The organism is Streptomyces sp. NPDC017225, assembly GCF_044331465.1.
Lineage (GTDB): Bacteria > Actinomycetota > Actinomycetes > Streptomycetales > Streptomycetaceae > Streptomyces.
This window is the reverse complement of sequence record NZ_JBIRNE010000021.1, coordinates 30,573-56,794: the sequence shown is the minus strand read 5'-3', so window position 1 is coordinate 56,794 and position 26,222 is coordinate 30,573. Positions and strand designations below refer to the sequence as shown.

The 26,222-nt window shown below is 71.2% G+C and carries 34 protein-coding genes and 1 pseudogene; 12 read left to right on the top strand and 23 right to left on the bottom strand.

The window, feature by feature from the left end; all coding sequences use genetic code 11:
• Positions 1 to 60: 60 nt before the first annotated feature.
• Positions 61 to 681, bottom strand: a complete 621-nt coding sequence (locus ACH4NX_RS32255) for an aerial mycelium formation protein (protein WP_398129605.1) — start codon at positions 679 to 681, stop codon at positions 61 to 63.
• A 178-nt stretch (positions 682 to 859) separates the two neighbouring features.
• Here ACH4NX_RS32255 and dtd point away from each other — a divergent pair, with 178 nt between their 5' ends.
• Positions 860 to 1,285, top strand: a complete 426-nt coding sequence (dtd, locus tag ACH4NX_RS32250) for a D-aminoacyl-tRNA deacylase (RefSeq protein WP_351398448.1) — start codon at positions 860 to 862, stop codon at positions 1,283 to 1,285.
• A gap of 39 nt (positions 1,286 to 1,324) precedes the next feature.
• Here dtd and ACH4NX_RS32245 read toward each other — a convergent pair whose 3' ends face one another.
• From ACH4NX_RS32245 to ACH4NX_RS32220, 6 genes are all read right to left on the bottom strand, one after another.
• Positions 1,325 to 2,290, bottom strand: a complete 966-nt coding sequence (locus ACH4NX_RS32245; protein ID WP_351398446.1) for a folate-binding protein — start codon at positions 2,288 to 2,290, stop codon at positions 1,325 to 1,327.
• Between the two features lie 9 nt (positions 2,291 to 2,299).
• Positions 2,300 to 2,737 (bottom strand): transcriptional repressor, encoded by a 438-nt coding sequence (locus ACH4NX_RS32240; RefSeq protein WP_351398444.1) that lies wholly within the window; start codon positions 2,735 to 2,737, stop codon positions 2,300 to 2,302.
• 31 nt (positions 2,738 to 2,768) lie between these two features.
• Positions 2,769 to 3,344 (bottom strand): FABP family protein, encoded by a 576-nt coding sequence (locus ACH4NX_RS32235; RefSeq protein WP_351398442.1) that lies wholly within the window; start codon positions 3,342 to 3,344, stop codon positions 2,769 to 2,771.
• Positions 3,345 to 3,516: 172 nt separating this feature from the next.
• On the bottom strand, positions 3,517 to 3,729 hold the full coding sequence (locus tag ACH4NX_RS32230; RefSeq protein WP_351398440.1) for a DUF397 domain-containing protein: 213 nt from the start codon (positions 3,727 to 3,729) through the stop codon (positions 3,517 to 3,519).
• Positions 3,711 to 4,007 carry a Scr1 family TA system antitoxin-like transcriptional regulator gene (locus ACH4NX_RS32225; protein WP_398129606.1) on the bottom strand — a complete coding sequence of 99 codons (297 nt, stop codon included), beginning with the start codon at positions 4,005 to 4,007 and terminating at the stop codon, positions 3,711 to 3,713. The genes ACH4NX_RS32230 and ACH4NX_RS32225 overlap by 19 nt, the downstream gene beginning before the upstream one ends.
• Before the next feature lie 13 nt (positions 4,008 to 4,020).
• Complete coding sequence (locus tag ACH4NX_RS32220; RefSeq protein WP_398129607.1) at positions 4,021 to 4,170, bottom strand: helix-turn-helix domain-containing protein; 150 nt, start codon at positions 4,168 to 4,170, stop codon at positions 4,021 to 4,023.
• Here ACH4NX_RS32220 and ACH4NX_RS32215 point away from each other — a divergent pair.
• Entirely contained in the window at positions 4,169 to 4,318 is a 150-nt protein-coding gene (locus tag ACH4NX_RS32215) for a hypothetical protein (protein WP_351398438.1), read from the top strand. The genes ACH4NX_RS32220 and ACH4NX_RS32215 overlap by 2 nt on opposite strands.
• On the opposite strand, the pseudogene ACH4NX_RS32210 reads toward ACH4NX_RS32215, so the two are convergent.
• Positions 4,302 to 4,526 (bottom strand): annotated as a pseudogene (locus tag ACH4NX_RS32210) (hypothetical protein); the annotation flags it as partial. The gene ACH4NX_RS32215 and the pseudogene ACH4NX_RS32210 sit on opposite strands and share 17 nt — an antisense overlap.
• A gap of 85 nt (positions 4,527 to 4,611) precedes the next feature.
• Between ACH4NX_RS32210 and ACH4NX_RS32205 the strand changes: the two are divergent.
• Entirely contained in the window at positions 4,612 to 4,974 is a 363-nt protein-coding gene (locus ACH4NX_RS32205; protein WP_351398436.1) for a DsrE family protein, read from the top strand.
• On the opposite strand, the gene ACH4NX_RS32200 is transcribed toward ACH4NX_RS32205, so the two are convergent.
• The 9 genes from ACH4NX_RS32200 to ACH4NX_RS32160 all read right to left on the bottom strand — a co-directional run bounded on the left by ACH4NX_RS32200 (position 4,968) and on the right by ACH4NX_RS32160 (position 11,925).
• Entirely contained in the window at positions 4,968 to 5,225 is a 258-nt protein-coding gene (locus ACH4NX_RS32200) for a VOC family protein (RefSeq protein WP_351398434.1), read from the bottom strand. The two genes, ACH4NX_RS32205 and ACH4NX_RS32200, sit on opposite strands and share 7 nt — an antisense overlap.
• A complete protein-coding gene (locus ACH4NX_RS32195) occupies positions 5,201 to 5,899 on the bottom strand; it encodes a hypothetical protein (RefSeq protein ID WP_351398432.1) in 699 nt (232 codons plus the stop codon). The genes ACH4NX_RS32200 and ACH4NX_RS32195 overlap by 25 nt, the downstream gene beginning before the upstream one ends.
• Before the next feature lie 524 nt (positions 5,900 to 6,423).
• Positions 6,424 to 6,687 carry a DUF3099 domain-containing protein gene (locus tag ACH4NX_RS32190; protein WP_398129608.1) on the bottom strand — a complete coding sequence of 88 codons (264 nt, stop codon included), beginning with the start codon at positions 6,685 to 6,687 and terminating at the stop codon, positions 6,424 to 6,426.
• 100 nt (positions 6,688 to 6,787) lie between these two features.
• Positions 6,788 to 7,075: a DUF1416 domain-containing protein gene (locus ACH4NX_RS32185; protein WP_351398428.1), complete on the bottom strand. Its 288-nt coding sequence runs from the start codon at positions 7,073 to 7,075 to the stop codon at positions 6,788 to 6,790.
• A 52-nt stretch (positions 7,076 to 7,127) separates the two neighbouring features.
• Positions 7,128 to 7,973, bottom strand: coding sequence for a sulfurtransferase (locus tag ACH4NX_RS32180; RefSeq protein ID WP_351398426.1), 846 nt, complete (start codon positions 7,971 to 7,973; stop codon positions 7,128 to 7,130).
• Positions 7,974 to 8,400: 427 nt separating this feature from the next.
• Complete coding sequence (locus ACH4NX_RS32175; RefSeq protein ID WP_351398424.1) at positions 8,401 to 9,138, bottom strand: DUF2993 domain-containing protein; 738 nt, start codon at positions 9,136 to 9,138, stop codon at positions 8,401 to 8,403.
• A gap of 190 nt (positions 9,139 to 9,328) precedes the next feature.
• Entirely contained in the window at positions 9,329 to 10,711 is a 1,383-nt protein-coding gene (locus ACH4NX_RS32170; RefSeq protein ID WP_398129609.1) for a hypothetical protein, read from the bottom strand.
• A gap of 3 nt (positions 10,712 to 10,714) precedes the next feature.
• Positions 10,715 to 10,969, bottom strand: a complete 255-nt coding sequence (locus ACH4NX_RS32165) for a MoaD/ThiS family protein (RefSeq protein ID WP_398129610.1) — start codon at positions 10,967 to 10,969, stop codon at positions 10,715 to 10,717.
• A 62-nt stretch (positions 10,970 to 11,031) separates the two neighbouring features.
• Positions 11,032 to 11,925, bottom strand: coding sequence for an alpha/beta hydrolase (locus tag ACH4NX_RS32160; RefSeq protein WP_398129611.1), 894 nt, complete (start codon positions 11,923 to 11,925; stop codon positions 11,032 to 11,034).
• A 236-nt stretch (positions 11,926 to 12,161) separates the two neighbouring features.
• Between ACH4NX_RS32160 and ACH4NX_RS32155 the strand changes: the two genes are divergently transcribed.
• The 5 genes from ACH4NX_RS32155 to ACH4NX_RS32135 all read left to right on the top strand — a co-directional run bounded on the left by ACH4NX_RS32155 (position 12,162) and on the right by ACH4NX_RS32135 (position 17,450).
• Positions 12,162 to 12,938, top strand: coding sequence for a response regulator transcription factor (locus ACH4NX_RS32155; protein WP_351398417.1), 777 nt, complete (start codon positions 12,162 to 12,164; stop codon positions 12,936 to 12,938).
• 42 nt (positions 12,939 to 12,980) lie between these two features.
• Entirely contained in the window at positions 12,981 to 14,003 is a 1,023-nt protein-coding gene (locus ACH4NX_RS32150) for a LacI family DNA-binding transcriptional regulator (RefSeq protein ID WP_351398415.1), read from the top strand.
• A gap of 101 nt (positions 14,004 to 14,104) precedes the next feature.
• Positions 14,105 to 15,145 carry a trypsin-like peptidase domain-containing protein gene (locus ACH4NX_RS32145; RefSeq protein ID WP_351398413.1) on the top strand — a complete coding sequence of 347 codons (1,041 nt, stop codon included), beginning with the start codon at positions 14,105 to 14,107 and terminating at the stop codon, positions 15,143 to 15,145.
• Between the two features lie 107 nt (positions 15,146 to 15,252).
• Positions 15,253 to 15,993, top strand: a complete 741-nt coding sequence (locus ACH4NX_RS32140) for a response regulator transcription factor (RefSeq protein WP_351398411.1) — start codon at positions 15,253 to 15,255, stop codon at positions 15,991 to 15,993.
• Complete coding sequence (locus tag ACH4NX_RS32135) at positions 15,990 to 17,450, top strand: sensor histidine kinase (protein WP_398129612.1); 1,461 nt, start codon at positions 15,990 to 15,992, stop codon at positions 17,448 to 17,450. Before ACH4NX_RS32140 ends, ACH4NX_RS32135 begins: the two co-directional genes overlap by 4 nt.
• On the opposite strand, the gene ACH4NX_RS32130 is transcribed toward ACH4NX_RS32135, so the two are convergent.
• From ACH4NX_RS32130 to ACH4NX_RS32110, 5 genes are all read right to left on the bottom strand, one after another.
• Positions 17,441 to 17,839, bottom strand: a complete 399-nt coding sequence (locus ACH4NX_RS32130) for a hypothetical protein (RefSeq protein WP_351398407.1) — start codon at positions 17,837 to 17,839, stop codon at positions 17,441 to 17,443. The two genes, ACH4NX_RS32135 and ACH4NX_RS32130, sit on opposite strands and share 10 nt — an antisense overlap.
• On the bottom strand, positions 17,836 to 18,123 hold the full coding sequence (locus ACH4NX_RS32125) for a hypothetical protein (protein ID WP_351398405.1): 288 nt from the start codon (positions 18,121 to 18,123) through the stop codon (positions 17,836 to 17,838). The genes ACH4NX_RS32130 and ACH4NX_RS32125 overlap by 4 nt, the downstream gene beginning before the upstream one ends.
• Positions 18,124 to 18,189: 66 nt before the next feature.
• Entirely contained in the window at positions 18,190 to 18,849 is a 660-nt protein-coding gene (locus ACH4NX_RS32120; RefSeq protein ID WP_398153373.1) for a pentapeptide repeat-containing protein, read from the bottom strand.
• A 23-nt stretch (positions 18,850 to 18,872) separates the two neighbouring features.
• On the bottom strand, positions 18,873 to 19,082 hold the full coding sequence (locus tag ACH4NX_RS32115; protein WP_398129614.1) for a DUF397 domain-containing protein: 210 nt from the start codon (positions 19,080 to 19,082) through the stop codon (positions 18,873 to 18,875).
• A complete protein-coding gene (locus ACH4NX_RS32110; protein WP_398129615.1) occupies positions 19,079 to 19,912 on the bottom strand; it encodes a helix-turn-helix domain-containing protein in 834 nt (277 codons plus the stop codon). The genes ACH4NX_RS32115 and ACH4NX_RS32110 overlap by 4 nt, the downstream gene beginning before the upstream one ends.
• A gap of 126 nt (positions 19,913 to 20,038) precedes the next feature.
• Between ACH4NX_RS32110 and ACH4NX_RS32105 the strand changes: the two genes are divergently transcribed.
• From ACH4NX_RS32105 to ACH4NX_RS32095, 3 genes are all read left to right on the top strand, one after another.
• Positions 20,039 to 20,329 (top strand): hypothetical protein, encoded by a 291-nt coding sequence (locus tag ACH4NX_RS32105; protein ID WP_398129616.1) that lies wholly within the window; start codon positions 20,039 to 20,041, stop codon positions 20,327 to 20,329.
• A gap of 225 nt (positions 20,330 to 20,554) precedes the next feature.
• The gene (locus tag ACH4NX_RS32100; RefSeq protein ID WP_398129617.1) at positions 20,555 to 21,166 is read left to right on the top strand and encodes a DUF1707 domain-containing protein; all 612 of its coding nucleotides are present in this window, start codon (positions 20,555 to 20,557) and stop codon (positions 21,164 to 21,166) included.
• Positions 21,167 to 21,288: 122 nt separating this feature from the next.
• Positions 21,289 to 23,052 (top strand): Imm49 family immunity protein, encoded by a 1,764-nt coding sequence (locus ACH4NX_RS32095; RefSeq protein ID WP_398129618.1) that lies wholly within the window; start codon positions 21,289 to 21,291, stop codon positions 23,050 to 23,052.
• A 205-nt stretch (positions 23,053 to 23,257) separates the two neighbouring features.
• On the opposite strand, the gene ACH4NX_RS32090 is transcribed toward ACH4NX_RS32095, so the two are convergent.
• On the bottom strand, positions 23,258 to 25,099 hold the full coding sequence (locus ACH4NX_RS32090; RefSeq protein ID WP_398129619.1) for a bifunctional metallophosphatase/5'-nucleotidase: 1,842 nt from the start codon (positions 25,097 to 25,099) through the stop codon (positions 23,258 to 23,260).
• Positions 25,100 to 25,271: 172 nt separating this feature from the next.
• On the opposite strand from ACH4NX_RS32090, the gene mshD reads away from it, so the two are divergent.
• Positions 25,272 to 26,201, top strand: coding sequence for a mycothiol synthase (gene mshD / locus ACH4NX_RS32085; protein ID WP_398129620.1), 930 nt, complete (start codon positions 25,272 to 25,274; stop codon positions 26,199 to 26,201).
• Positions 26,202 to 26,222: the final 21 nt, after the last annotated feature.

The window sequence follows — 26,222 nt, the reverse complement described above, 5'->3', positions numbered from 1 at the left end:
CGCGGGCGACGGCCCGGGACCGCCGGGCCCCGGAGGGCGGCCCGGAGGCCGCCCCACGCGTCACACGAGCAGGTCGTCGACTTGTGCTTCCCCTTCACGGTACCGGCGTGCGATCTCCGCGCTGCAGTCGTCGGCGGTGCGCTGGAGCCGCTGCCGCCGCCGGGAAACCTGCTGCTCGTAGCGGACGAGCCGGCCCATTCCGGCGGTCAGCTCGGCGTCGGTGCGGGCCGTCAGGTCGGACAGCTCCACCTCGCCGAGCATCTCCGCCGCCAGCCGTCGGCACTCCTCGCTCCGCGGAGTGCCGAGCGTCACATGGCGGGCGGAGGAACGCTGCCGGGCCGGGGCGTCGGTCAGGATCTCCGACAGCCGCTCGACCACGGACCCCGTCGCCGCGGTGGTCACCACGGACGTCGGCCGACGCCGCGCCAGCTCCGCGCCCAGAATGTCGATACGGCCCTGGAGCAGCCGCCGCACGTAACTCAGGTCGGCCTCGTCCCGCTGCGCGTTCCGGCGCAGGGTGCGCAGCTCCGACAGGCTCAGCCCGGTCTGTCCGTGCCCCGGCGGATCCGCGGGCAGCTCCGGGCTGTCCGTGCGCTGCACGGGTGGCCGGGGCGCCTCCAGGCCCCCCGGATATGTCAACGCGACAGTCCCAAGCGGCTGCCCCGTACTCGATGTGCTCATAGCCTCAACCGTCCCCTCGACCGGCTTCTGGGAGCATCGTGCCACCCCAGGTGGCCGCTATGTGACCGAGTGCCCATGATCGGCCCCGATCGGCCCCAGATGGGGGGTTAGGGAGCGAAAAGAAACCCCGTACGGGCCCGCGCGCCGACACCCTGGGGGCGCACGGCATCATGGCGGGATGCGTGCGGTGGTGCAGAGGGTGGACGGCGCGGAAGTCGTCGTGAACGGCGAGACCGTGGGAGCGATCGACGGCGAGGGCCTGTGCGTCCTCGTCGGCGTCACCCATGACGACACCGGGGAGAAGGCGGCGCAGCTGGCCCGCAAGCTCTGGTCGGTGCGGGTGCTGCACGACGAGAAGTCGTGCAGCGACACCGGGGCACCGCTTCTGGTGATCAGCCAGTTCACTCTCTACGGCGATGCCCGCAAGGGACGTCGCCCCACCTGGAACGCCGCGGCGCCCGGCGACGTCGCCGAGCCCCTCGTCGACGAGGTCGTCGCCCAGCTGCGCGCGCTGGGCGCGACGGTGGCGACGGGCCGCTTCGGCGCGCAGATGCGCGTGTCGCTGACGAACGACGGCCCGTTCACGGTGCTGGTCGAGGTCTGACACCCGCCGGGCCCCCGTCCCGACCGGATTCCCAGGCCCTCAGGGCTCTACGACTGTCTCCTGGGCCGCCGCCGTGTCCTCGGCCATCAGCCGTGCGTCCACCGGGACGTTCCGCTTCACGAGGGCGAGGGCGACCGGCCCCAGTTCGTGGTGGCGTACGGACGTGGTGACGAAACCGATCTTCCGGCCGTCGGGCCCGTCGTCGGCGAGGCGCACCTCGGCCCCGTTCGGCGGCAGGTGGACCTCGCTGCCGTCCAGGTGCAGGAAGACCAGGCGGCGCGGCGGCTTGCCGAGGTTGTGCACCCGGGCGACGGTCTCCTGCCCCCGGTAGCAGCCCTTCTGGAGGTGGACCGCCGTGCCGATCCAGCCCAGCTCGTGCGGGATGGTCCGGTGATCGGTCTCGAAGCCGAGGCGGGGACGGTGCCGCTCGACGCGCAGCGCCTCGTGCGCGAGGATCCCGGCCGGCGGGCCGGCCCGGTCGGCGAAGGACTCCAGCTCGTCGCGCGGCAGGAAGAGATCACGGCCGTACGGCGTCTCCCGGACGGCGACGCCCTCGGGGACCTCGGTGATCGAGCCGGCCGGCACGTGCACGACGGCGGTGTCGGCGGTGCGGTCGGCGACCTCGACCCGGTAGAAGAACTTCATCGACTCCAGGTAGGCCATCAGCGCCTCCTGGCTGCCGGGCTCCACATGGGCCCAGACGGTCGTGCCGTCGTCGACGAGGTACAGGGCGTGTTCGATGTGGCCGTTGGCGGAGAGGATCAGCGCCTCGGTGGCCTCGCCGGTCGGCAGGTCACTGACGTGCTGGGTGAGCAGCAGGTGCAGCCAGCTCAGCCGGTCGTCGCCCGTGACGGCGACGACGCCGCGGTGGGAGAGGTCGACGAAACCGGTGCCTTCGGCGAGGGCACGCTGCTCGCGGAACAGGTCGCCGTAGTGGGCGGCGACGCCTTCGTCCACGCCCTCGGCGGGAACGGCGCCGGGCAGGGCCAGCAGGGGGCTCTTCATACCCCTAGCCTACGACTCGGCAGTCGAGCCCTTCAGGGAGCAGTCCCCGCACCGGCCGAAGATCGCGAAGTGCTTCAGGTCGGTGTCGAAACCGAACTGTTCCCGCAGCTTGGCGGTGAACTCGGCGGCCACCGGCAGATCGGCCTCGATCACGTTGGTGCAGTCCCGGCATACCAGGTGGATGTGGTGGTGCCGGTCGGCCAGGTGGTAGGTGGGCGCGCCGTGCCCGAGGTGGGCGTGGCTGACCAGCCCGAGCTCCTCCAGGAGCTCCAGCGTGCGGTAGACGGTGGAGATGTTGACCCCCGACGCCGTCTTCCTCACTTCGCCGAGGATGTCGTCGGGGGTCGCGTGTTCGAGGGTGTCCACGGCTTCGAGCACCAGCTGCCGCTGCGGGGTCAGCCGGTAGCCGCGCTGCCTGAGGTCGCTCTTCCAGTCGGTGCTCACCACACCCACGAGTCTAGGACCTCCGGGACGGGGCCTACTTGAAGAAGGCGATCCCGTCGTCGGGCATGTCATCGGGCAGGGCCTTGGCCCAGCGCTCGACGTCCTCCGGGGTGACGACCTTCTTCAGGTGCGCCGACATGTAGGGGCGCAGCTCGACCTCGGGGGTCTGCTTCTCGCCGACCCACATCAGGTCGCTCTTGACGTAGCCGTACAGCCGCTTGCCGCCGGTGTAGGGCCGGGAGGCGGCCGTGCGGGCCACCGCGTCCGTCACCAGGTCGATCTGCGGCTTCTGGTCGGCCAGCTCGCCGTACCAGATCTCGATGACGCCGTCGTCGCGGACCATCGTGACCTCGACCTTGCGGTGGGCGTCGACGCGCCAGAAGCCGTGCTCGGACTCCAGCGGGCTGACCTTGTTCCCGTCCTGGTCGAGGACCCAGGTGTGGGAGCGGTACTCCAGGAAGTCCCGGCCGTCGTGGCTGAAGGAGACCTCCTGCCCGAAGTTGCACTTCTCGGCGCCCGGGAAGTCGTGCACGCCCGCGCCCGCCCAGTCGCCCAGGAGGAAGGCGAGGGGGACGAGGCTCTTGTGGAGGTCGGACGGGATCTCGATCATGAGCGGACTTACTTCCTGGCGTCGGTGATCAGCGCTGGCCCTGGTACAGCTTCTTCACGGTCAGACCGGCGAAGGCGAGGACGCCGACGCAGACCAGGACCAGCAGGGCTTCGAAGAAGATCTCCACGGGGTGCTCCTTGAGCGGGGGGCATACAACAGGGCCGGCCTCAGCTTACGCGGCCCGCCCCGGCTCTTCTCGCCGGACTCCGTCCAGGAAGGCGGCCCACACGGGCGCGGCGAACAGGAGGGCTCCGCGGGCGGGGTCCTTGCTGTCCCTGACGGGGACGAGGGGGAGGCCGGGGGCGACCTCGACGCAGTTGCCGCCGTCCTGGTTGCTGTAGCTGCTCTTGCGCCACGTGATGTTGCTCAGGTCGATGACTCGCATGACGCTTCCTCCGACATCCGCCCGATGAACTGCCGCGATCCCTCTGGAGACAGAGCCAGACCGCGTACCCGGTCGTATCGGAGCTGGAGCTGCTCGACGGGCGTGGTTGCCTGGACCAGTTCGCCCGAGCAGCCCGTCTCGACCCAGGCGACGGTCCGGCCCCCGGGGCCCCGTACAAACATGACGTCGGTGTTCGTCAGCCCGTGCAGCCCAGCCGTCCAAGGCAGCACCTGGACGACGACGTTGGCGCGCTCCCCCATCGCGGCGAGATGGCTCAATTGCGCCCGCCACTCACCCCGGTCCCGCAGCGGACTGCGTAGCCAGCATGCCGCCCGTGCCGTAGTACTGGTCCAGCGCCTCCACGATCTCCGGGCCGCCCAGTGTGTGGCCGTTCTCCAGCTTCCCGAACCGGGACGTGTCCCAGCCCACCGCCTCCGCCATGCCCCGCAGGGACACGCCCTGGCCACCCGTGCCGAAGCACAAGGCCCGGCATCGGCGGCGCACCCGGCTGGACGGCGCCACCGTCAGCGGCCTGCTCACCGTCCTGTGCGTCGCGACGCTGCTGGTGACGATCACCTTCGCCGTCTGACGCCGAGAGCACAGGACCGTGAGGTCCTCCCGGCGGATCGGTGCAGCAGTTGGCTCTGCAGGACGACGGTCTGCTGGAAGGGCACCGCCCGGGCGCCGCCCTTGCGGCTCCGTAGAACGACGGCCAGCACGTCACCCGAGCCGAGGCAGGCCTGGCGCACCTGTTCGGCGCCGTACGGCTCGGGTTCGACGTAGAAGGTGTACGTGACGTCGTCGAACCGGGCCTCCTTTGGAACCCTCTCGCCGCGGAAGGTCTCGCCGGACACGCGTGGCGGCGTTGATTACGATGCGGCCATGGCCAAGAAACTCGTGATCAAGGTGACGGCGGGGGCGGACGCGCCCGAGCGGTGTTCTCAGGCGTTCACGGTGGCGGCGGTGGCCGTGGCCAGTGGGGTCGACGTGTCGCTGTGGCTGACCGGGGAGTCCGCCTGGTTCGCGGTGCCGGGACGCGCGGCCGAGTTCGAGCTGCCGCACGCCGCGCCGCTGCCCGACCTGCTCGACTCGCTTCTGACGGGCGGCCGGGTGACGCTGTGCACCCAGTGCGCGGCCCGGCGCGATCTGACCGAGAAGGACGTCATCGAGGGCGTGCGGATCGCGGGCGCCCAGGTCTTCGTACAGGAGGCACTGGCCGACGACACCCAGGCGCTCGTCTACTGAGCCGCCTGCGTCCACAGGCAGAAGGGGCGCCGGGACGGGTCGAGCAGGACGCGTACGCCGTCCTGGGGTTGGTACTCGGCGAGCCGGGAGCCCTCGGCGACGGCCTGCGCGGTCTCCGCCGCCAGGTCGTCGACCTCGACAATGACACGAGTACGAGCGGATGCCGGCCTGGGCAGGAGGCGGAATCCGGGTCGGCCGCGGCATCCAGGCCGTGGCCCGGTCGTCATCACGTGCCGTCGTTCGGTATCCATTTGCGGGAGCCGTCCTCCTCGAGTGCCCAGCAACCCGTGATGTACGCCGGGGCGATGCCGCCAGGAAAATCAACCTCGGCCTCGTCGTATTTGTCCGAGCGCAGCGTATCGGGGTAAGTCCTGTTGGCGTCGATGCCGCCGGGTGCCTCGATTTGGTAGATGTAGGCATCGCCGCCCTCGTACGGCCAGTTCAGGTCCTTCTTCCTGGTCGTCGCCACGTAGGCCGAGGGTGCGTTGCTGTGCAGGAAGTCCTTGAGGTCCGTGTTGGACGGATTCTTCGGTGCGAAGCCCTGTTTGAAAACGATGTACCAGGGGCGGGCGTCATTCCGGTACAGGGGCTCGTGAGAGGTGCGCCAGACCGCCTCGGGCGGGAGTTTGTTCACATCGACGCTCACGAGGGCCACCTGAAGGGCGCTGGCCGGCGCGCTGCCGCCGACGCGACCGGGGGCCAACGGCGCGGCGGCGCCTCCGCGGGCAGCCCCGGAACCATACCCACCACTCGACGAAGCGCCGAACAGGCTACTGCTCATGCCAGCCACAGGCCCCTGAGCCTCGGCCGCCCAGCCAGAGTAGTCGTACTCCTCTTGACGGCCCTGCCCAGCGGCGACCTGCCCGTAGGAACGCCCGGAACCATACCCACCACTCGACGAAGCGCCGAACAGGCTACTGCTCATGCCAGCCACAGGCCCTTGAGCCTCGGCCGCCCAGCCAGAGTAGTCGTGCTCCTCTTCAGGGCTCTGCGCTGCCGGTGCGCGGGACGACCTGGCCAGCTGAACAGGGACCGTCGCAGGGGCACTTGGGGCCGTGGAAGCGCCGTCCCCCTGTTTGCCGCGCTCCTCTTCGATCGCGCGCGCCACCCCCGCGTTGCCCGCCATCCGCTGCAGGGCCAGTAGCGGATGAACCGACGAACCAGTGGTGGACCGCAAGGAGCGTTGAGCGGAAGCCCGGCCCTTGGGCTTGAGACGGGTCTTGTGTGAGTACATAGTCCTTACTGCCGTGTAGCGAGCCGTTTCGTCGGCCCCAGAGTGACCCGAAGACAGCTGCGCCAACTCATGGAACGACAGAGTGGGTCTTGCTTTTGGAGATGGGAATACCTGCTCGTGTCACTGTACTAAGCGCCGGCGTGGCCGACTGCTGTTTACCGGCGATCGGTGGATGTCGACCGGTCGCGGAGGTCGGGGTGTCGAGGGTCAGTCACCTATTGGCGCGGACGCTTCTTCCCGTCCAGCTCGTCCCACCACTCGTCGGACTTCGGGTCGCCGGAGGGGTCGTCCCACCAGCAGTCGTCGGGGCCACGGCGGTTGGCGACGACCGCGGCGAGCGGGGGGATGACCATGGCGGCCACGCACATGCCGACGGCCGCCGGGACCGACCAGAGCCGGACGACGCCCCAGGCCAGGACGAACAGCGTGATGCAGATGCCCATCATCACGAAGTAGCGATGCCGCCGCCGCGCGTACATGACTCCAGGGTAGGACCGCTCCGGGTCCCCGGACATGCCGAGGGGCCGCACCCCGGGCGTCCAACCCGTGGGGTGCGGCCCCTCGCCGCCACAGTCGCCGTCAGACGGCGATCGCGACCTCCGCGAGCCCGCCCTGCTGGGCGACGACCGTGCGGTCGGCGCTGCCGCCCGGGACGAGCGCCCGCACGGTCCAGGTGCCCTCGGCCGCGTAGAAGCGGAACTGGCCCGTCGCGGAGGTCGGGACCTCCGCCGTGAACTCGCCGGTGGAGTCCAGCAGACGGACGTAGCCCGTCACCGGCTCGCCGTCACGGGTCACGTGGCCCTGGATCGTGGTCTCACCGGGCTTGATCGTCGAGGCGTCGGGGCCGCCGGCCTTCGCTCCGCACATGTCGTACTCCTGAGGGGTTGGGAAGGGTCGGTCGGGTGCACTACCCGCTTGTCTACTTGGCGGCGCCGAGCTCGATCGGCACGCCGACGAGGGAGCCGTACTCGGTCCAGGAGCCGTCGTAGTTCTTGACGTTCTCCACGCCCAGCAGCTCGTGCAGGACGAACCAGGTCAGGGCCGAGCGCTCGCCGATGCGGCAGTAGGCGATGGTGTCCTTCGCCAGGTCGACCCGCTCGGCCTCGTAGAGCGCCTTGAGCTCGTCGTCGGACTTGAAGGTGCCGTCGTCGTTCGCGTTCTTCGACCACGGGATGTTGCGGGCGGACGGGACGTGGCCCGGGCGCTGCGACTGTTCCTGCGGCAGGTGGGCCGGGGCGAGCAGCTTGCCGGAGAACTCGTCGGGCGAGCGCACGTCGACCAGGTTCTGCGCGCCGATGGCGGCGACCACGTCGTCGCGGAAGGCGCGGATCGCGGTGTTCTGCGGCTTGGCCTTGTAGTCGGTCGCGGGGCGCTCGGGCACGTCGGTGCCGTCGACCAGCTCGCGGGCGTCCAGTTCCCACTTCTTGCGGCCGCCGTCGAGGAGCTTGACGTTCTCGTGGCCGTACAGCTTGAAGTACCAGTAGGCGTAGGACGCGAACCAGTTGTTGTTGCCGCCGTAGAGGACCACGGTGTGGTCGTTGGAGATGCCCTTCGCCGACAGGAGCTTCTCGAAGCCCTCCTGGTCGACGAAGTCGCGGCGGACCGGGTCCTGGAGGTCCTGGGTCCAGTCGATCCGGATCGCGTTCTTGATGTGGTTCTTCTCGTAGGCGGACGTGTCCTCGTCCACCTCGACGATCGCGATGCTCGGGTCGTCCAGGTGGTCCTGCAGCCAGTCGGCTTCGACCAGTACGTCGCTGCGGCTCATGTTTCTCCTCCGGGGCAGTTGGCGGCGGGACGTGCGGTGAGAGGGGGCGCGCTCGTGCCGGGGCGGCGCGCGGGTGCCCTGGGCGGGGCGGTGAGGGGGACACGGTCGGCGGCGTCGCCGACCGGCTCAGATGGTGCGACAGAGCATGGCGGCGACGCGGCACAGGTCCACTGCCCGCCGCTTCGTGAGGTCCGCCTGATGCCGCATAGGTCCCGATCGTAGGGATGGACGGCGGGCCATGTCACCGGCGTTTCGCATCCTGAGACGGGATCGTCCGCAGTGTGGGACCAGTGTGCCTTTCCAGGCGCCGCCGGGTGCCACCCGGCCCCGGGCCCTCGCCGCCGCATCTGCGGTACGGACGGCGCCGTCTCACCTGCCGGACGGCGCACGGTCGCCGCGCTGCCCTTTCCGGTGGCCGACCGTCGTCCTACCCGGCCAGCCTGACGTTCGAACCCTTCACCGAGATCTCGACGCCGTCCTTCGCCGCCTCGACCTTGTCCAGCTCGATGCCGCCGGGCAGCTCGTCGATGGTCTGCTGGAAGTCGGTGATCGCGCGGATCCGGGACTCCGCGAGCTGCTTGCCGCCGATCTCCGGCAGCCCGTCGGCGACGACCTCGACGTCGTTGTCCTTGACCTTGACGGAGCTGAGCACCTCGACCGGCTCGGGGATCGCGACGCCGAAGGCCGTGCCCTGGAGCGAGACCTTGATCTTGCCGTTGCCGCCGTCGGAGAGGCCGATGACCTTGGCGGTGATGCCGGGCGCGATCTCCGTGGGCTCGGACCTGGCGGCCTTCATCAGCTCGTCGTAGCCGACGGTCGCGGTGCCGGTGGCGGTGGCGGCGGTGGCGGAGCTGAAGTCGCTGGAGAACTCGACGCCCTTCATGTTCGCGTGCAGACCGTCGATACGGATCTTCTCGCCGCCGTTGCCGGTGGACGCCTCGTAGCCGTCCATGCCGATCTCCACGTCGTCCAGCTCGCCGCCGACGACCTGGGTGAGGAAGGGGAAGCCGTTGATGGAGACGTCCGGCGTCGAGGCCAGGTTCTCGGTGCTGCGCAGCCTGTCCGCCGTCTCGCCCTCGGCGAAGTTGACCGCCACACGGTCCGCGATCGCGAAGAGCCCGCCCAGGATCACGACGACGATCAACAGTATTCGCAATGCACGCATGTGGTGTTCCCCAACCCTGGGCGTTCGACGACGGCGGTCCCCGACGACCGGCGGCCGTCCAGCGCGAGGGTAACGCGACGTGGGAGGGCCGCCGGAGTTTTGTGGATCACCTGTGACAGGAGGCGCGTGGGCCGGAGGCCGCACCGGTGCGGCGCTGCCGGTCCGCGGGGCCCGTGGCCCGGGCGCCGGCTCAGCCGAGTGCCCGGCCGAGTACGTAGACCGCCGGTGCCGCCGCCGCGAGGGGCAGTGCGACGCCCGCCGTGAAGTGGACGAACCGGGAGGGGTAGTCGTAGGCGGCCACCCGGTGGCCGATCAGCGCGCACACCGCCGCGCCCGCGCCGAGCAGCGCCCCCGAGGTGCCGAAGTCCGTCATCGAGCCGACCGCGAGCCCAGCCCCGCCCGCCGCGAGCAGCGCGACGACCACGGACGCCGGCGTCGGCAACGGCAGGGCGCGGGCCACGGCGGCGACGGCCACCGCGATCGCGCCGACCGTGACCGCGTCCGCGTCGGCGGCGAGGTACCCGCCCGCGACGACGGCCAGCGCCGACGCGGCGACGGTCGCCATCAGGCCGTACATCCGCTCGTCGGGATCGGCGTGCGAGCGCAGTTGCAGTACGAGGGTCAGCAGCACCCACACCCCGAGCGTGCCGAGGATCGCCGCCGGGGAGCGGTCCGACACGAGCATCGCCGCGTCGGCGGCCAGCGCCCCCGCGAAGCCCAGCGCGATGCCCTGCCGGGCGGGCCACATGCCGTTCAGACGGAACCAGCCCGCCGCGGTGACGGCCTGGAGGGCGACGAGGGGAACGAGGAGGGCGTACGTGCCGAGCGCCGCCGACCCGGCCAGCAGCAGCCCGAGCAGCGCGGTGAGTCCGGCCGGCTGCATCCCCGGGTCGATGATCGGCGAACGCCCCTCGGCCCGGGCACGCTGCGCGTCGGTGACCCGCGTGTTCCCGGCGATGGTCGCCGGGCCGTAGCCGGGCGCGTCGGAGGACGCGGGGGCCGAGTCGGGGGCGGGGGTGGAGGCGGGCGCGGGCGCGGGGGTGGGGGGCTCGTACGGCTGGTGAGACTGCGGCTGGGGAGCGTACGCCTGCGGTTGGGGCTGGGGAGCGTACGCCTGGGGCTGGGGCTGGGGCTGGGGCTGGGGCTGGGGCTGGGGAGCGTACGCCTGCTGTTGGGGCTGAGACGGGTACGGCTGCGGCTGCGACGGGTACGGCTGCGGTGCGTAGCCGCCGGTCGTCCCGTACGGCGTACCCGCCGGCTCCTGGTACCCGTGCGGCGTCTGAGGCGCCTGGGGCGGCAGGTACGCCGTCTCCTCCACGGAGACCGGCGGCTGGACCTGGGTCTCCCAGGTCTGCCCCTGCCACTGCTGCGTGTACTGGGCGGCGTCCGGGTCCTCGTAGCCCTGCTGGCCCTGATATCCCTGCTGGCTCTGATACGCCTGCTGCGCCTGATGTCCGGGCCACGCCTGGGCCTCGTACCCCGCGTGTCCCTCCTGCCCCTCGAACCCTTCGTATCCCTCGTACGGCTGATTCCGCTGATTCTGCTGGTACGGCTGATGCGGCTGGTTGGTCATCGCTCACCCTCCCGCGAACGGCGGGAGCACCTCGACCGTGCCGCCCTCGACCAGCCGTACCGTCTCGTGCCCGCGCGTGCCCACGGGGTCGCCGTCGACGAGGAACGAGCAGCGCAGCAGCACGCGCGTGAGTTCGCCGGGGTGTCGCTCGCGCACCGAGCCGAGCGCGTCGGCGAGCGTGACCGCCTCGTAGGGCTCCTCGGCCACCCCCGCCGCGGCCTTCGCGGCGGCCCAGTAGCGCACCGTGACCTTTGCCATCTGGTTCCTTCGTCGCCGGTGCCGATCGGCGTCCGTGCCGATCGGCGGTGAACACCGTCAGGCTAGCCCGCCCGGGACACGGCCCAGTCGCCGATCCGGCGCAGCAGGTCCTCGTCGGACGCGTGCTCGGCGTGGCCCATGCCGGGCTCCAGCCAGAGTTCGCCGTGGTCACCGGCTGCCTCGGCCAGCATCCGGGGGTGGTCCAGGGGAAAGTAGCCGTCCCGGTCGCCGTGGACGACGAGGAGCGGCGTAGGCGCGATCCGCCCCGCCGCCTCCACCGGCGACAGCGGCACCGGGTCCCAGTCCCGGTGATGGATACGGGTGCGCATGCCGTAGCGGCCCACCAGGCGTCCGGCGGGCCGCATCACCAGCCAGTGCAGCCGGCGCATGGGGGCCGTCCCCCGGTAGTACCAGCGGGCGGGGGAGCTCACCGACACGACGGCATCCGTGCGGGCGCCACCGCTGTCGCCACCGCCGTCGCCGCCGCTTCCCCCACTGTCACCACCCTGGTCGCCGTACAGCGCGGCGTGCCGCAGCACCACCGAGCCGCCCATGGAGAAGCCGACGGTCACCACGCGCGTGTGCCCGAAGCCGCGCGCCCAGGTGACCGCCGCCGCCAGGTCGAGCACCTCGCGGTCACCGACGGTGGACCGTCCCCCGGACGCGCCGTGGCCGCGGAAGGAGAACGTGACCACCGCCCCGTAGCGCGCGAGCACCGCCGCGATCCGCCGTACGTGCGGGCGGTCCGCGTCGCCCGTGAACCCGTGCGCGACGACGAACACCAGGTCGGAGGCGTCGCGACCGCTCACTCCCGGCTCGTACACGGCGTCGATCCGCACCCCGTCGAAGGCGCGCAGGAAGGTGCGTGAGGGCGTGCGGCCCGGCGTCCCCCTGGGTGTCTCGGAATGCGGACAAAGGGTGGGACGTGCCACATGACCCGCCGGTCGGTCGCTCATGTCGGCTATTCTGCTGGGCATGAGGACTCGGGCAACGTAGCCCCCGGGTCCTTTTGTGCTTCCGGGAGCGTCGCGCGGCGTTCACCTCCCGGACGTACGGCGGGCCCCACGGGCACGGGGTCCGCACCTGTACGAAGCAGTGCCGTAAACGTCCTCGCAGGGACCCAGGAGGAACCAGACGTTATGGGCGAGCGAAACGTGCACGACCGTAAGACGACCCAGGCAGGTGGGGCGCGATGAGTTCTCTGCTGCTCCTGACCAACGCCCTTCAGCCGTCGACGGAGGTGCTCCCCGCCCTCGGCCTGCTGCTCCACAACGTACGCGTCGCTCCGGCGGAGGGACCCGCCCTCGTCGACACCCCCGGCGCCGACGTCATACTCGTCGACGGGCGCCGCGACCTGCCCCAGATCCGCAGCCTGTGCCAGCTGCTGCGGTCCACCGGGCTCAGCTGTCCACTCGTCCTCGTCGTCACCGAGGGCGGCCTCGCCGCCGTCACGGCCGACTGGGGCATCGACGACGTGCTGCTGGACACCGCCGGTCCGGCGGAGGTCGAGGCCCGGCTGCGGCTGGCCATGGGCCGCCAGCAGATCGTCGGCGACGACTCCCCCATGGAGATCCGCAACGGCGATTTGTCGGTGGACGAGGCCACGTACTCCGCGAAGCTCAAGGGCCGCATCCTGGACCTGACGTTCAAGGAGTTCGAGCTGCTGAAGTACCTCGCCCAGCACCCGGGCCGGGTCTTCACCCGCGCCCAGCTGCTCCAGGAGGTGTGGGGCTACGACTACTTCGGCGGCACCCGCACGGTCGACGTGCACGTACGGCGGCTGCGCGCCAAGCTCGGCCCCGAGCACGAGTCGCTGATCGGCACCGTCCGCAACGTCGGCTACCGCTTCGTCACGCCGGAGAAGCCCGAGAAGGCGGAGAAGGCGGGGCGTGCCACCGAGGACGCCCAGGGGAAGGCCGGGGCGGCCCGGCCGGACAGCACGGTGGAAGCGACGTCAACCAAGGTGTGATACGCCCTGCCCAGGGCGGATCCATCCGCGTAGACTCCGCGCGTGGCCAAGGTGACTCGGGATGATGTGGCGCGACTGGCGGGGACTTCGACCGCCGTCGTCAGCTATGTCATCAACAACGGACCCCGGCCGGTCGCCCCGGCCACGCGCGAGCGTGTACTCGCCGCGATCAAGGAACTGGGGTACCGGCCGGACCGGGTCGCCCAGGCGATGGCGTCCCGGCGCACGGACCTCATAGGCCTGATCGTGCCGGACGCCCGCCAGCCCTTCTTCGCGGAGATGGCGCACGCGGTCGAGTGGGCCGCCTCCGAGCGCGGGAAGATGGTGCTCGTCGGCAACTCCGACTACGTCGGTGAGCGCGAGGTCCACTACCTGCGCGCCTTCCTCGGCATGCGCGTCTCCGGCCTGATCCTGGTCAGCCACGCCCTGAACGACATGGCCGCCGCCGAGATCGACGCCTGGGACGCCCGGGTCGTCCTGCTGCACGAGCGTCCCGAGGCCATCGACGACGTCGCCGTCGTCACCGACGACCTGGGCGGCGCCCAGCTCGCCGTACGCCACCTGCTGGAGCACGGGTACGAGTACGTCGCCTGTATGGGCGGCACCGCCGAGACCCCGTCCGTCGGCGACCCGGTCTCCGACCACGTCGAGGGCTGGAAGCGCGCGATGAAGGAGGCCGGGCTCTCCACCGAGGGCCGGCTCTTCGAGGCGCCCTACAACCGCTACGACGCGTACCGCGTGGGCCTGGACCTCCTCTCCGGCCCGCAGCGCCCGCCGGCGATCTTCTGCTCCACCGACGACCAGGCGATCGGCCTGCTGCGCGCGGCGCGCGAGCTGCGCATCGACGTCCCCGGCCGGCTGGCGGTGGCCGGCTTCGACGACATCAAGGAAGCCGCCCTGGCCGACCCGCCGCTGACGACGGTCGCCTCGGACCGGTCGGCGATGGCACGGGCCGCCGTGGACCTGGTCCTGGACGACGGCCTGCGGGTGGCCGGCTCACGGCGCGAGCGGCTGAAGGTGTTCCCGTCCCGGCTGGTGCTGCGCCAGTCCTGCGGCTGCGAGTAGCGCCCTCTCCCTGCCCCGGCACGGCTTATATCGGGCATACGAGGTTCTGCCGGGCTTCTCAGACAGCACTCAGGCCGCTCTCATACGGGGGCGGGAAGCTCATGAACATGACCGAGAGCCTCCGCCACAGCGGCGAGTACGAGCACGCGAACCCGTATCAGGGAACCCCCCAGCACGTCTCCTCTCCCGTCAACCCCGAGTGGCCGCCCCCGCCGGCCCAGCCGCCCGCCGCCCCCTTCCAGGACGGTCAGCCCGAGCCGCCGCGCAAGAGGCGCACGGTCCGGCGCGGCCCCGCCGCCCTGCTCGCGGCCGTGGCGATCGTCGCGGCGGCCGTCGGCGGCGGCACCGCGTACGGCATCCAGGAACTGACCGGCAGCGACACCGTCGCCTCCAGCACCACCAGCGCCAACGTGGTGCCGTCGAGCCAGAAGGGCACGGTCGCCGGGGTCGCCGACGCGGTCAGCCCCAGCATCGTCGAGATCAGCGCCACCTCGAACGCCGGTTCCTCCACCGGCTCCGGCGTGATCATCACCGACGACGGCGAGATCATCACCAACAACCACGTCGTCTCCGGCGCCTCGTCCGTCAAGGTGACGACCAGCGACGGCAAGCAGTACACCGCCCAGGTCGTCGGCACCGACAGCAGCAAGGATCTCGCACTGATCAAGCTGGAGAACGCCTCCGGCCTGAAGGCCGCGACCCTCGGCGACTCCGACGGCGTCGGGGTCGGCGACCAGGTCGTCGCGATCGGCTCCCCGGAGGGCCTGACCGGCACCGTGACCAGCGGCATCGTCTCGGCCCTGGACCGTGACGTGACCGTCTCGACGGACGAGGGCCGGCAGCAGCAACAGCAGCGGCAGGGCGGTGACTGGCCGTTCGAGTTCGGTGGCCAGGAGTTCAACGGCGACACCGGCTCGTCCACGACGACGTACAAGGCCATCCAGACCGACGCGTCCCTCAACCCGGGCAACTCCGGCGGTGCGCTGATCGACATGAACGGCAACATCATCGGCGTCAACTCCGCGATGTACTCGTCCGCCGAGTCCTCCGCCGGTGCGGGCAGCGTCGGCCTCGGCTTCGCCATCCCGATCAACACCGTCAAGGCCGACCTGCCCGCCCTGCGAGCGGGAGCCACCAGCTGAGCGGGTACGGAGCGGGTACGAGAACGTACGACACGACGTCCGACACGACGTGCGACGCTGAAGGCGTTGGCAGCCCGTATCCCACCCCACCCGAGGACCCCGAGCCCATGAGCCCCGCAGACGGCGACCGCGACCGTGACACCCAGCGCATCCTGATCGTCGACGACGAGCCGGCGGTCCGTGAGGCACTCCAGCGCAGCCTCGCCTTCGAGGGGTACGGCACCGAGGTCGCCGTCGACGGCGCCGACGCCCTGGAGAAGGCGACCGCCTACCGGCCCGACCTGGTCGTCCTCGACATCCAGATGCCCCGCATGGACGGCCTGACCGCCGCCCGCCGGATCCGCGGCGCGGGCGACATGACCCCGATCCTGATGCTGACGGCCCGCGACACCGTCGGCGACCGGGTGACCGGCCTGGACGCCGGCGCCGACGACTACCTGGTCAAGCCCTTCGAACTGGACGAGCTGTTCGCCCGTATCCGTGCCCTGCTGCGCCGCAGCTCCTACGCGGCGTCGGTCGCCGCCACCTCCGAGGACGACGACGCCCTCACCTTCGCCGACCTGACCATGGACCTGGGGACGCGGGAGGTCACGCGGGGCGCGCGGCCGGTGGAGCTGACCCGTACGGAGTTCACCCTCCTGGAGATGTTCATGGCGCACCCGCGCCAGGTCCTCACCCGGGAGCAGATCCTCAAGGCGGTCTGGGGCTTCGACTTCGAGCCGTCGTCCAACTCCCTCGACGTGTACGTCATGTACCTGCGCCGCAAGACCGAGGCGGCCGGCGAGCCGCGCCTCGTCCACACGGTCCGCGGCGTCGGCTACGTCCTGCGGCAGGGCGGCGCGGAGTGAGAAGCCCGGTACGCCGCGTCCGCGCGCTGCCCATCCGGGCGCGGCTGTCGCTGCTGGTGGCGGGGGCGGTGGCGTTCGCGGTGGCGGCGGTTTCGGTGACGTGCTGGTTCGTGGTCCGCAACCAGCTGTACAACCAGCTGGACGATCAGCTGCGCGGCGAACAGGTCTCCAGCCAGCTGCTGCAGAGCATGCTGGCCAACTGCCGGTCGGCCAACCCGCAGGAAATCCCCCAAGCCCCGAACGCCCCCATCGTCACGATCCTCTATTCGGACGGTTCCACCTGCGTGGATCCCGGCAGCGAGGAGATGCGCGTCGAGGACGCGGACCTCGCCGTCGCCGACGGCCTGGCGGAGAACGCCCTGCACACCTCGAGGACCGTCGACGGCACCGCTGTCCGCGTCTACACCCGGCCGGTCTTCGACCGGCTCACCAAGCAGGTGCAGCCCGACATCGCCGTGTCCGTGGCCAAGCCGGTGAACGAGGTCACCGAGCCGCTGTCCTCGCTGGTCTGGGTCCTTCTCCTGGTTTCCGGCGTCGGTGTGGTGGGCGCCGGGGCCGCCGGCCTCGCCGTGGCCCGCGCCGGCCTGCGCCCCGTCGACGAACTGACAGGCGCCGTCGAACACGTCGCCCGCACCGAGGACCTCACCGTCCGCATCCCCGTGGAGGACGACAGCGAGGACGAGATCGCCCGCCTCTCCCGTTCCTTCAACAGCATGACCTCGTCCCTGGCCAGCTCCCGCGACCTGCAACAGCAGCTCATCGCCGACGCCGGCCACGAGCTGCGCACCCCCCTCACCTCCCTGCGCACCAACATCGAACTCCTCACCCGCAGTGAGGAGACCGGCCGCCCGATCCCGGAGGCGGACCGCAAGGCACTGCTCGCCTCGGTCAAGGCGCAGATGACGGAGCTGGCGGCACTGATCGGCGACCTCCAGGAGCTGTCCCGCCCCGACACCGGCCTGCATGCCGGCCGCACCCGCATCCTCGCCTGGCACGACGTCGTCGAGTCGGCCCTGCGCCGCGCCCGCCTGCGCGGTCCGGAGCTGACGATCACGGCGGACGTACGGCCCTGGTACGTACGGGCGGAACCGGCCGCCCTGGAACGCGCGGTCGTCAACGTCCTGGACAACGCGGTGAAGTTCAGCCCGGACTCCGGCACCGTCGACGTACGCCTCGCCGACGGTGTCCTCACCGTCCGCGACCACGGCCCCGGCATCCCCGCCGACGAAATCCCCCACGTCTTCGACCGCTTCTGGCGTTCCCCGAGCGCACGCGCCCTGCCCGGCTCGGGCCTCGGCCTGTCCATCGTGGCGCGGACGGTGCAGCAGGCGGGGGGCACGGTGAGTCTGACGCGGGCGGCCGATGACAGTGGTGGCGGAACGGTGGCGACCGTACGACTGCCGGGGGCGCCGGTACCGCCGCCGGAGGTGGAGGCGGCCGACGGGGGTCAGTGGTAACCGAGCATGCCGGGGGAGTCGATGTCGACGGTGACGACGCCGGGCGGGTAGGCGTCCTCCCGGTCCGTGAGAAGGATGGACATGCCCGTGAACTCGGGGCGTGGCAGCGCGCAGTACAAGGCGTGGCAGGTGTCCGAGCCTCCGTACCCGTCGCGGATCATGGTCCCGACGGTGACCGCCCCGGCCGTGTCCAGATCGTCGACGACCACCGACGAGAAGGCCAGCACCCGTCCGCCCGCCCCCGCTGCCTCCGACTCCGCCTGCACGAGGCAGAGGGCGGGAATACGAAGCAGATCGCCCGGTGTACGCGCCATATTTCCCGCGAGCAGGTTCAGCGTCTTGTGACCGTCCGCGAGGGCACGGGTCGCGCCGGTGTCCAGAATGATCACGCGGCGGCCCCCCGGGCCATGCGGACCTTCTCGGCGGCGATCCGGTAGATGTTCCGGAGCACGTCCGGCGCCCGATCGAATTCCTCGTCGCTGATGGCTACTCCGACGACATCACGGACGACCTGCCGATCAGCCGCCACCCGCTCCGCGATCTGCTCCGCCGTCGGCTGCTCCGAGGCCAGCTGCTCGACCAGCTGGCCGAGGGTCATGCCTCGCTCCTTGGCGACCTGCGCGAGGTGGTCGCGGGCCTGGCGTGACACCTGAATGGTCGTGTTCTCTGCCATGGCGCCACCATAGTCACCTCACGGCCAGAGGGTCGCCGCCCGCCGCTCCCCTTCACCCGAAGGTGCCTACGGTGCGCCGTCCGCTTGACCCCTTCGACTCCGTAGCGCCAGACGTGGGGTGAGCACACGCACCTCCGCACCGCGGCTGTTCAGCCACTGCTCGAGGTCGAGCCCGTCGGTCTCGCGCCGCACGCCCGCCCGGTCGATGACCGCGGGGCCGAAGAGTGTGCCTGAGAGCCCGGTCACGATCGTGTACTCGTCGATCACCGCCTTGAAGGACGTCTCCCGCACTGACGCATGGGACAGGTCGGCGCCCTCCAGCCGGGTGCCGACCAGCGAAGCGCCGTTGAGTCCGGCCGACGTGAAGCGAGCGGACCGGGCGTCGACCTCGTACAGGCCGGCGCTGCCCAGGTTCGCCCCGTCCAGGATGGTGCCGCGCAGGGAGGCCTCGGCCAGCTCGGCCTTGGCCAGCCACGCGCTGGAGAGATCGGCCCGATCGAGCAGCGCGCCTTCCAGGTGGGCCCGGTAGAGGTCGGTGCCGACGAGCTTGGCATCTCGGAGGACGGTCTCGCAAAGAAGCCCCATCGCGAGGTCCGTGCCCGACAGATCGGCCCGGGAGAGGTCGAGTGCCGAAACGTCCAGTAGTGAATCCGCTTGGTCGGCCCACTCCCGCAGAACGGGGGCGGCCTCCGCGTCCGGCGGCAGCAGTGGGACGACTCGCCTCACATCACGGATGCCGGACAGTGCGCTCACTGACGGTCGTCACACTTGATCCCCGTCAGGAAGGCCCCCCACGGGCTCGTCCCGAACAGGAGCGCCCGGCCGTCCGGCACCTTGCTGTCGCGCACCGGGACGAGGCCGACGTAGCCGTCGGCGACCTCGACGCAGTTCGTGCCTCCCCCGTCGCTGTAGGAGGACTTGCGCCACGTGGCGGTAGTGAGGTCAGGCAGTCGGTTCATGGTCTGCGCTCCTCCAGAAGGCTCTTGATGAACGCCACCGACTCCACCGGGGTCAGAGCCGCGTCCCTGACCAGATCGTAGGACAAGCGAAAGGAGAGAAACTTATCCGGATCGTCGATCAACTCGCCGAAGCCATTGCCTTCCACGTAGGCAACAGGGTCGCCGATTCGTTGCCACAGAAGCCAGAGGTGGCTGTCCATGAGGTCATGTACACCTGCCGTGTAGGGCAGCACCTGGAGCGCGACCGACGGCAGGGCCGCTGTGTCCACCAGATGCGAGAGCTGGTCCCTCCATACCCTCATGTCGGGAACCGGCCGCCGCAACGCCCCCTCGTCCAGGATCACCCGGACACTCGGCGCGGGTCGGCGGTGCAGCAGCTCCTGCCGCCCCAGGCGCAAGGCGACCTGCTCCTCGACCGCCTCGCTGTTGCCTGCCGTTGTCTGGGCTCCGGACGATCCCGACAACACCGTCCGCGCGTAGGCCTCGGTCTGGAGCAGGCCCGGCACTCGGAGCTGGAACAGCCACATCACCCGTGCCGTCGACTCCAGTTCCATGAAGTCCTTGTACTTGTCCTTGATGACCTCCTGGCGCGCGTCCCGCCACAGGCGGACCAACAGGTCACCGGTGCCGTGATACCTGTCCAGGTCTTCCATGACCGCCCGCTTGGAGAGCCGTTCGCCCTTCTCCAAGCGGTACAGGTAGCTCTTGTCGTACGAGGTCTCCTCGGCCAACTGGCCGAGCGACTTGCCCGCCTTCTCGCGGAGTATCCGGAGCGTCCCACCCAGCTCGGCGCGCCTCGACCGCTTCTCGTCGAGCGGGTGTTCGTCCATGCCGGCCCTCCCCATTGTCCGCCGACCAGGCAATGCCAGGTCTCTTCCGCAGCGTACGCGCAGCCAGTGACCATTGAGGCACGAACAGTGACCCCCCCTGGCCACGGCACCGAAGGGACAGACCTCATGGACGCCTCCCCACTCCGCCTCCTCCCCTGGACCACCCCCGAAGGCAACCCCTGCTACCTGAGCACCGACAACGGCCGCAGCCTGCTCTCCCGGCTCGCGGACGACATCGAGGAAGCCCAGTTGGGCTCGGGCGAGCAGGTGCTCGCGGGTGCCCGGGCGGTGCTGGCCGACCGGAAGGCCGGTGAACGGGCGGTGCGGTTCGCGTTGACCAGGGCGACGGAGTCCCTGGAGGACGTACTCCGTGTCGCGGTCAGTCGCGGGGAGCGTGTCCAGGCTGGTCGCGGGTGACGGAGCGCAGCCCGGCCGGCAGGACGTCGAGCAGGTGTCCGGGCCGATGGGTCGCCGGTGCGGGTGTCACCGGCAACGACCCGCTCGTGGACGGCGGTGTCGTCGCCGCCATCCGTTCCGGCCGCCTGCCCCGGGCCGCCGGGGTACGGCAACCCGCCGTGCTTCGGCCCGTTCGCGACGTACGGGCCCTGTCCGCTCGACTCGCCGACTGCCTATCCTGTGGCCATGACCGCACAGCCTCCGGCTCCTTCTCCGCACCCTGGCCCGCCCGGGGAACTCCGTGCCTCTCACGACGACCGGGAAGCAGTGGTGGAGCAGCTGCGCGATGCGGCAGCCGAGGGGCGAATCGACTTCGAGGAGCTGGACGCACGCCTGGAGCAGGCGCTGAGCTCCAAGACCCACGCCGAGCTGGCCGTCCTGACCGCGGACTTGCCGAGGCCGGCCGCCGCCGCCGATCAGCCGCCGCTGGTCCTCAAGGGCGGCCTGCACGGCGCGTCCCGGGGCCCCGGGCGCTGGGAGGTTCCCGGGCACGTGATCGCGCACGGAGGTCTGGGGGGTGTGAAGGTCGACTTCACCCGGGTCGAGTGCCGCCTCACGGAGGTCACGGTGGAGGCGTACGGGGAGATGTCCGGTGTCACGATCGTCATCCCCGACGGCTGGGCCGCGGACACCAGTGGCATGGATCCCGCCTTCGGCGGCCTGACGGACAAGACCACACCCGACCGGCTCCCGGGGACCCCACTGATCCGTCTCGCCGGGTCCTGCGGCACGGGAGGAGTGGTCATCCGTCACCCCAACCGCCGGGAGCGGCGCAAGCTGGAGCGCAACCCGGCGTAGGGCTAGGACGCGTGCCGAGCCGCTGATCGCGGCAGCGCGGGGCCCGAGCGCGGTCGATCACGAACGCCGCGCTGTCAGACCCCGCGCATAGGCTGCTCCGGAGCCGATCAAGGAGCGGGGCCGTGCGGATAGAGCGTCACCAGGTGGAGGAGCGTGCCGTGTTGGCGGCGCGTGAGGACTTCGTGAGCCGTATCGGGGGGCAGGTGCGGTCCATGTCGAGGGCCGACCGGATGACCACCTACGAATGGCAGTCGATCTCCGAGGAGTTCCTCGACTACCTGGGTTCCCTCTCCGTCGAGACACCCGACCTCGACACCGCGGAGGCGAAGGCCGCGCTGAAGGACGCCTCCGAAGCCGCGGCCGGCGCCGTCGCCTACGCGGCCTACCATCCGCACAGCGGCTTCCAGGTCTTCCTGGAGTACGTGAACTTCGGCATGAGCTACGACCGGGGCGCGGACGGCCCCGAGGAGAGCGTCACGCCCGGGGAGTGGACCGACGCGCTGTGCCTGTCGGTCCTCAGGGACAAGGCGAAGTGGCACGGCGAGGCCTTCTACTTCGCCCGGCAGAAGTTCGCCGCGCAGGCGCCGGGAACGCCCGGTCACGAGCTCGCCGCAGGGCTGACGGCGGTGGTCCTGGACGACACCGGCGACGACGAGGAGTACCCGCCGAGCGCGCGGGCCAAGCTCGCCGCCGTCGACGCGGCTCTGGACCGCGTCCGTGCCCGCGCCGAGGAGACGGGCGCGCCGCTCATGGAACGGCCGGACAGCGTGGCGCTGCGCACGCTGCGCGCGCTGGCCGCCGAGGACCGGGACGCCTTCGATGCCGCGCTGGCCGACCTCCTGGTCAGGCACGCGAACCTGCACGGCGGAGCGGCCTCGCCCAGCAGCCTTCTCCCGCTCGTCCCCCTGGCCCTCGCCGCACTCGCGTACCGGACCCTGGGCTGGACGCCCGCCGTCCGGACCGACTACCTCCCGCACGCGCTGGTCACCGGCTTCGAGACCCGGGGCCCGCGGGTCGCGGGGTTCGGCCGGGACCGGCGGCCGGACGCGGTGGCCGAGCTCGCCGCGGGCCCGCTGGTGGTGGAGCGGCCGGCCCTCGACTGGACGGTGAGTCCGCGGCTCGAGGCCATGTACGAGGAACGCGTTCGGAAGGCGTTCACCCCCGGCAACGGAGTGACCTGCGATGTCTGGCGGCTCGACCACGTCGTAGAAGACCACGCCCGCCTCTTCAAGTGGCGCGCGGGGAGCCCCGACGGAGTCACGGCCGCCCACCTCTCGCACCTTCGGCTGGCCTCGCAGGCGGGAGTGGCCCGGCTCCGCATCGCCATGGCGGAGCCGGGCACCCAGGTCGAGGTCACCATCGACGGCCGCACGCTGCGCTACCCGGCCGAGCGGAAGGGGAAGGCCAGATCCGGTATCTGGCTGACGGCCACCACCTTCGCACTGATCACCGGCGCACGCGAGGACCTTGCCCCGCTGGTGCTCACCAGCCCTGACTTCGCCCGCCCGGACGACTCCGTCTTCGGCACGTACCGCGAAGCCCTCCACGCCTACCTGAAGGGCACCGATCCCGAACCGGCCACGCAGCGGGCCGTGCAACGGGGCGTGCGGGCCAAGGACCAGGGCCTGGACTTCGTCGTACCGCCGGCCGTGCTGCTGTCGCAGCTCGTGGAAGGCGACGCGGAGAGCTTCAACCTGGCCCTGGCCGACGCGCTCGAAGCGCACCGCGCCTACTACCAGGTCGCGGACCGCGCCGACGGTCCGGACGCTGCACTCAACCTCGACGTCCTCGCCCTGGCCTGCCACGCCCGCCGCCGCGGCTGGGACATCCGCGTCGAATCCCCCTACCTTCCGCGGGACCTCCTGCGGGCCACCGAACCCTTCTAGCCGACCGGACGGCAGCGGCCGGCCCGTGGTGGGGCCGGCGGCGCAGGCCGCCGCACGCCCCCGTCGCTTGAAAGCGAGGACGATTCGGGCCGATTGTTCACACGCCGCTCATGAGAGCGCACCGTGAACATCGCACGCCATTCGTCCTCGCTTCGAAGGGGGTGCACCGCGCCGTGGCACGGTGCACCCCCGCGGCCGGTGGTCGTTACTGGACGACCGTGATCCGGTCGGCCGCCGGCGGGGCGATCGGGGCGGTCGCCGACGAGTTGGCCGTCAGGTACTGCTCCAGCGCCGTCAGGTCGTCCGCGCCGACGAGTTCGTTCGCGCCCTCGCCCAGCGTGGTGAAGCCGTCGCCGCCGCCCGCGAGGAAGCTGTTCGACGCGACGCGGTAGGTGGCCGCCGGGTCGACGGGCGCGCCGTTCAGGCGGATGGAGTCCGTGACGACGCGGTCCGCGCCCGTCTTCGTCAGGTCCAGGGTGTAGGCCAGGCCGGAGGAGACCTGGAGGATCTTCGGGGCCGCCTCGTTCGGGCCGCTGACCTGCTCCTTCAGCACCTGGATCAACTGGGCGCCCGTGTAGTCCCTCAGGTTCACCGTGTTGGCGAAGGGCTGGACCGTGAAGCCCTCGGCGTACGTGACGACGCCGTCGCCCTCACTGCCCGTGGACGCGTACGTCAGCGGGGCGCGGATACCGCCCGGGTTCATCAGGGCCAGGTCGGTCTCCGGGTCCTGGGTCCTGCCGTACGCGAGTTGCGCGTCGGCGATCAGGTCGCCGAGCGGGGACTCGGTGCCGGTCCGGTCGATGTCACCGGAGATGTAGCCGACGGGGCGGTTGCCGATCGGGGCGGCGAGGGTGTTCCACCGGTCGATCAGCCGGGTCATGTCCGGCGCCTTCGGGACGTCCCGCGTCACCACGTGGTTCGCCGACTTCACGGCCGTACGGGCGATGTCCCCGGTCCGGCGGTCGTACGTCAGCGTCGTGTCCGTGTAGAGGCGGCCGAAGGACGCGGCCGACGTGACCGTGCGGGGGTTGCCCGCCGGGTCGGGGATCGTGCAGGCGTACGCCGCGTGGGTGTGCCCGGTGACCAGCGCGTCGACCTGGGGCGTGACGTTCTTGGCGATGTCGGCGATCGGGCCGGAGATGCCGTCGCCGGCGCCCGGGGAGTCACAGTCGTGGTTGTAGGAGGACGAGGCCGGGAAGCCGCCCTCGTGGACCAGGGCCACGATCGACTTCACGCCCTGGCGCTGGAGCACCTTGGCGTACTTGTCGATCGTCTCGACCTCGTCCTTGAAGGAGAGGCCCTTGACGCCCTCCGCCGAGACGATGTCCGGGGTGCCCTCCAGGGTCACGCCGATGAAGCCGACCTTGACGCCCTTCTGCTTCCACACCCAGTACGGCTTCAGGATGGGCTTGCCGCTCTTCTCGTCCAGGACGTTCGCCGCCAGGTACGGGAAGTCGGCGCCCTCGAACTCCTTGTCCGTGTAGCAGCCCTCGGTGGGGTGGCAGCCGCCGTTCTGGAGGCGGCCCAGCTCCGCCGCGCCCTCGTCGAACTCGTGGTTGCCGACGCTCGTCACGTCCAGGTCGAGCTTGTTCAGCGCCTCGATGGTCGGCTCGTCGTGGAAGAGGCCGGACAGGAGCGGGGAGGCGCCGACCATGTCGCCGCCGGCGGCGGTGATGGAGTAGCGGTTGCCCTCGCGGGCCTCGCGCAGGTGAGTGGCGAGGTACTCGACGCCGCCCGCGTCGACCGTCTTCGTCGTGCCGTCCGGCTGGAGCTCGGTGACCCGGCCGGAGGAGCCGGTCGGCGGTTCCAGGTTGCCGTGCAGGTCGTTGAAGGAGAGCAGCTGAACGTCCTGGTAGCGGCCGTGACCGTGACCATGCCCGTGACCGCCGTGACCGCCATTGCCCCGGTGGCTCTCCCCCGCGTTCGCCGACGCCGGCAGGGCCGCGGCGGCGAGCGCCCCGGCGGTGACGACCGTGGCGGCGACCGCGAGGAGACGGTTCGTACGTCGTCTGCGGCGCGGTCGGTGCGACTGTGCTGTGGCTGGCATGCGCCCCCCTGTGGGTGTGCGTGACGCGAGCCGCTGAGGAGACGGCCCGCCGGCGCAGCAGCCTAGAGTCAACGCGCGTAGCGCGACAGGGGGATCCGGGTTACATCCTGGTTTAGCTTCCGCCTCCCGCACTGCCGCCGCTTTGCCGCGCCCGCCCCTTAACCTCGTATGCATGACCAGCGACGACACCGTGCAGCCCGGCCACCCCCGCTCGATCGAGACCCTCGCCGAACTCACCCCGGAGCAGAGCGACGCCGTCCTCGCCCTGCTCACCGAGGCCGCCCGCAACGACGGGCAGCAGGCCGTGTCCGAGCAGGGACGGCTGCAACTGCGCGGCCCGGCACGGGAGGGCGTCGCGCATCTGCTGCTCACCACCGACGGCGACGAACTCGTCGGCTACGCCCAACTGGAGGGCACCGACCCGATCGAGCCCCCGGCGGCCGAGCTGGTCGTCCACCCCTCGCACCGGGGCCGGGGGCACGGGCGCGCCCTGGGTTCCGCGCTGCTCGCCGCCTCCGGCAAACGGCTGCGGCTCTGGGCGCACGGCGGCCACTCCGCCGCCCGCCATCTCGCCCAGGTCCTCGGCCTGACCCTCTTCCGCGAACTGCGGCAGCTGCGCCGGCCGCTGGCCGACCTGGACCTGCCGGACCCACGACTGCCCGAGGGCGTGACCGTCCGCACCTTCGTGCCGGGGCGGGACGACGCGGCCTGGCTCGCGGTGAACGCCGCCGCCTTCGCCCACCATCCCGAGCAGGGCGCCCTCGCCCAGCGGGACCTCGACGACCGGAAGGCGGAGGCCTGGTTCGACCCGGCGGGGTTCTTCCTGGCCGAGCGGGGCGGCGAGCTGATCGGCTTCCACTGGACCAAGACGCACGCCGAGGAACGGCTCGGTGAGGTGTACGTCCTCGGCATCCGCCCCGACGCCCAGGGCGGCGGCCTGGGCAGGTCCCTGACCACCATCGGCCTGCGGCACCTGGCGGAGCGGGGACTGCCGACAGCGATGCTGTACGTCGACGCCGACAACACGGCGGCGGTGTCCGTCTACGAGCGCCTGGGCTTCGTCACCCACGAGACGGACCTGATGTACCGCACGGAGACGTGAGGCCCCGCACACCGGACCGGC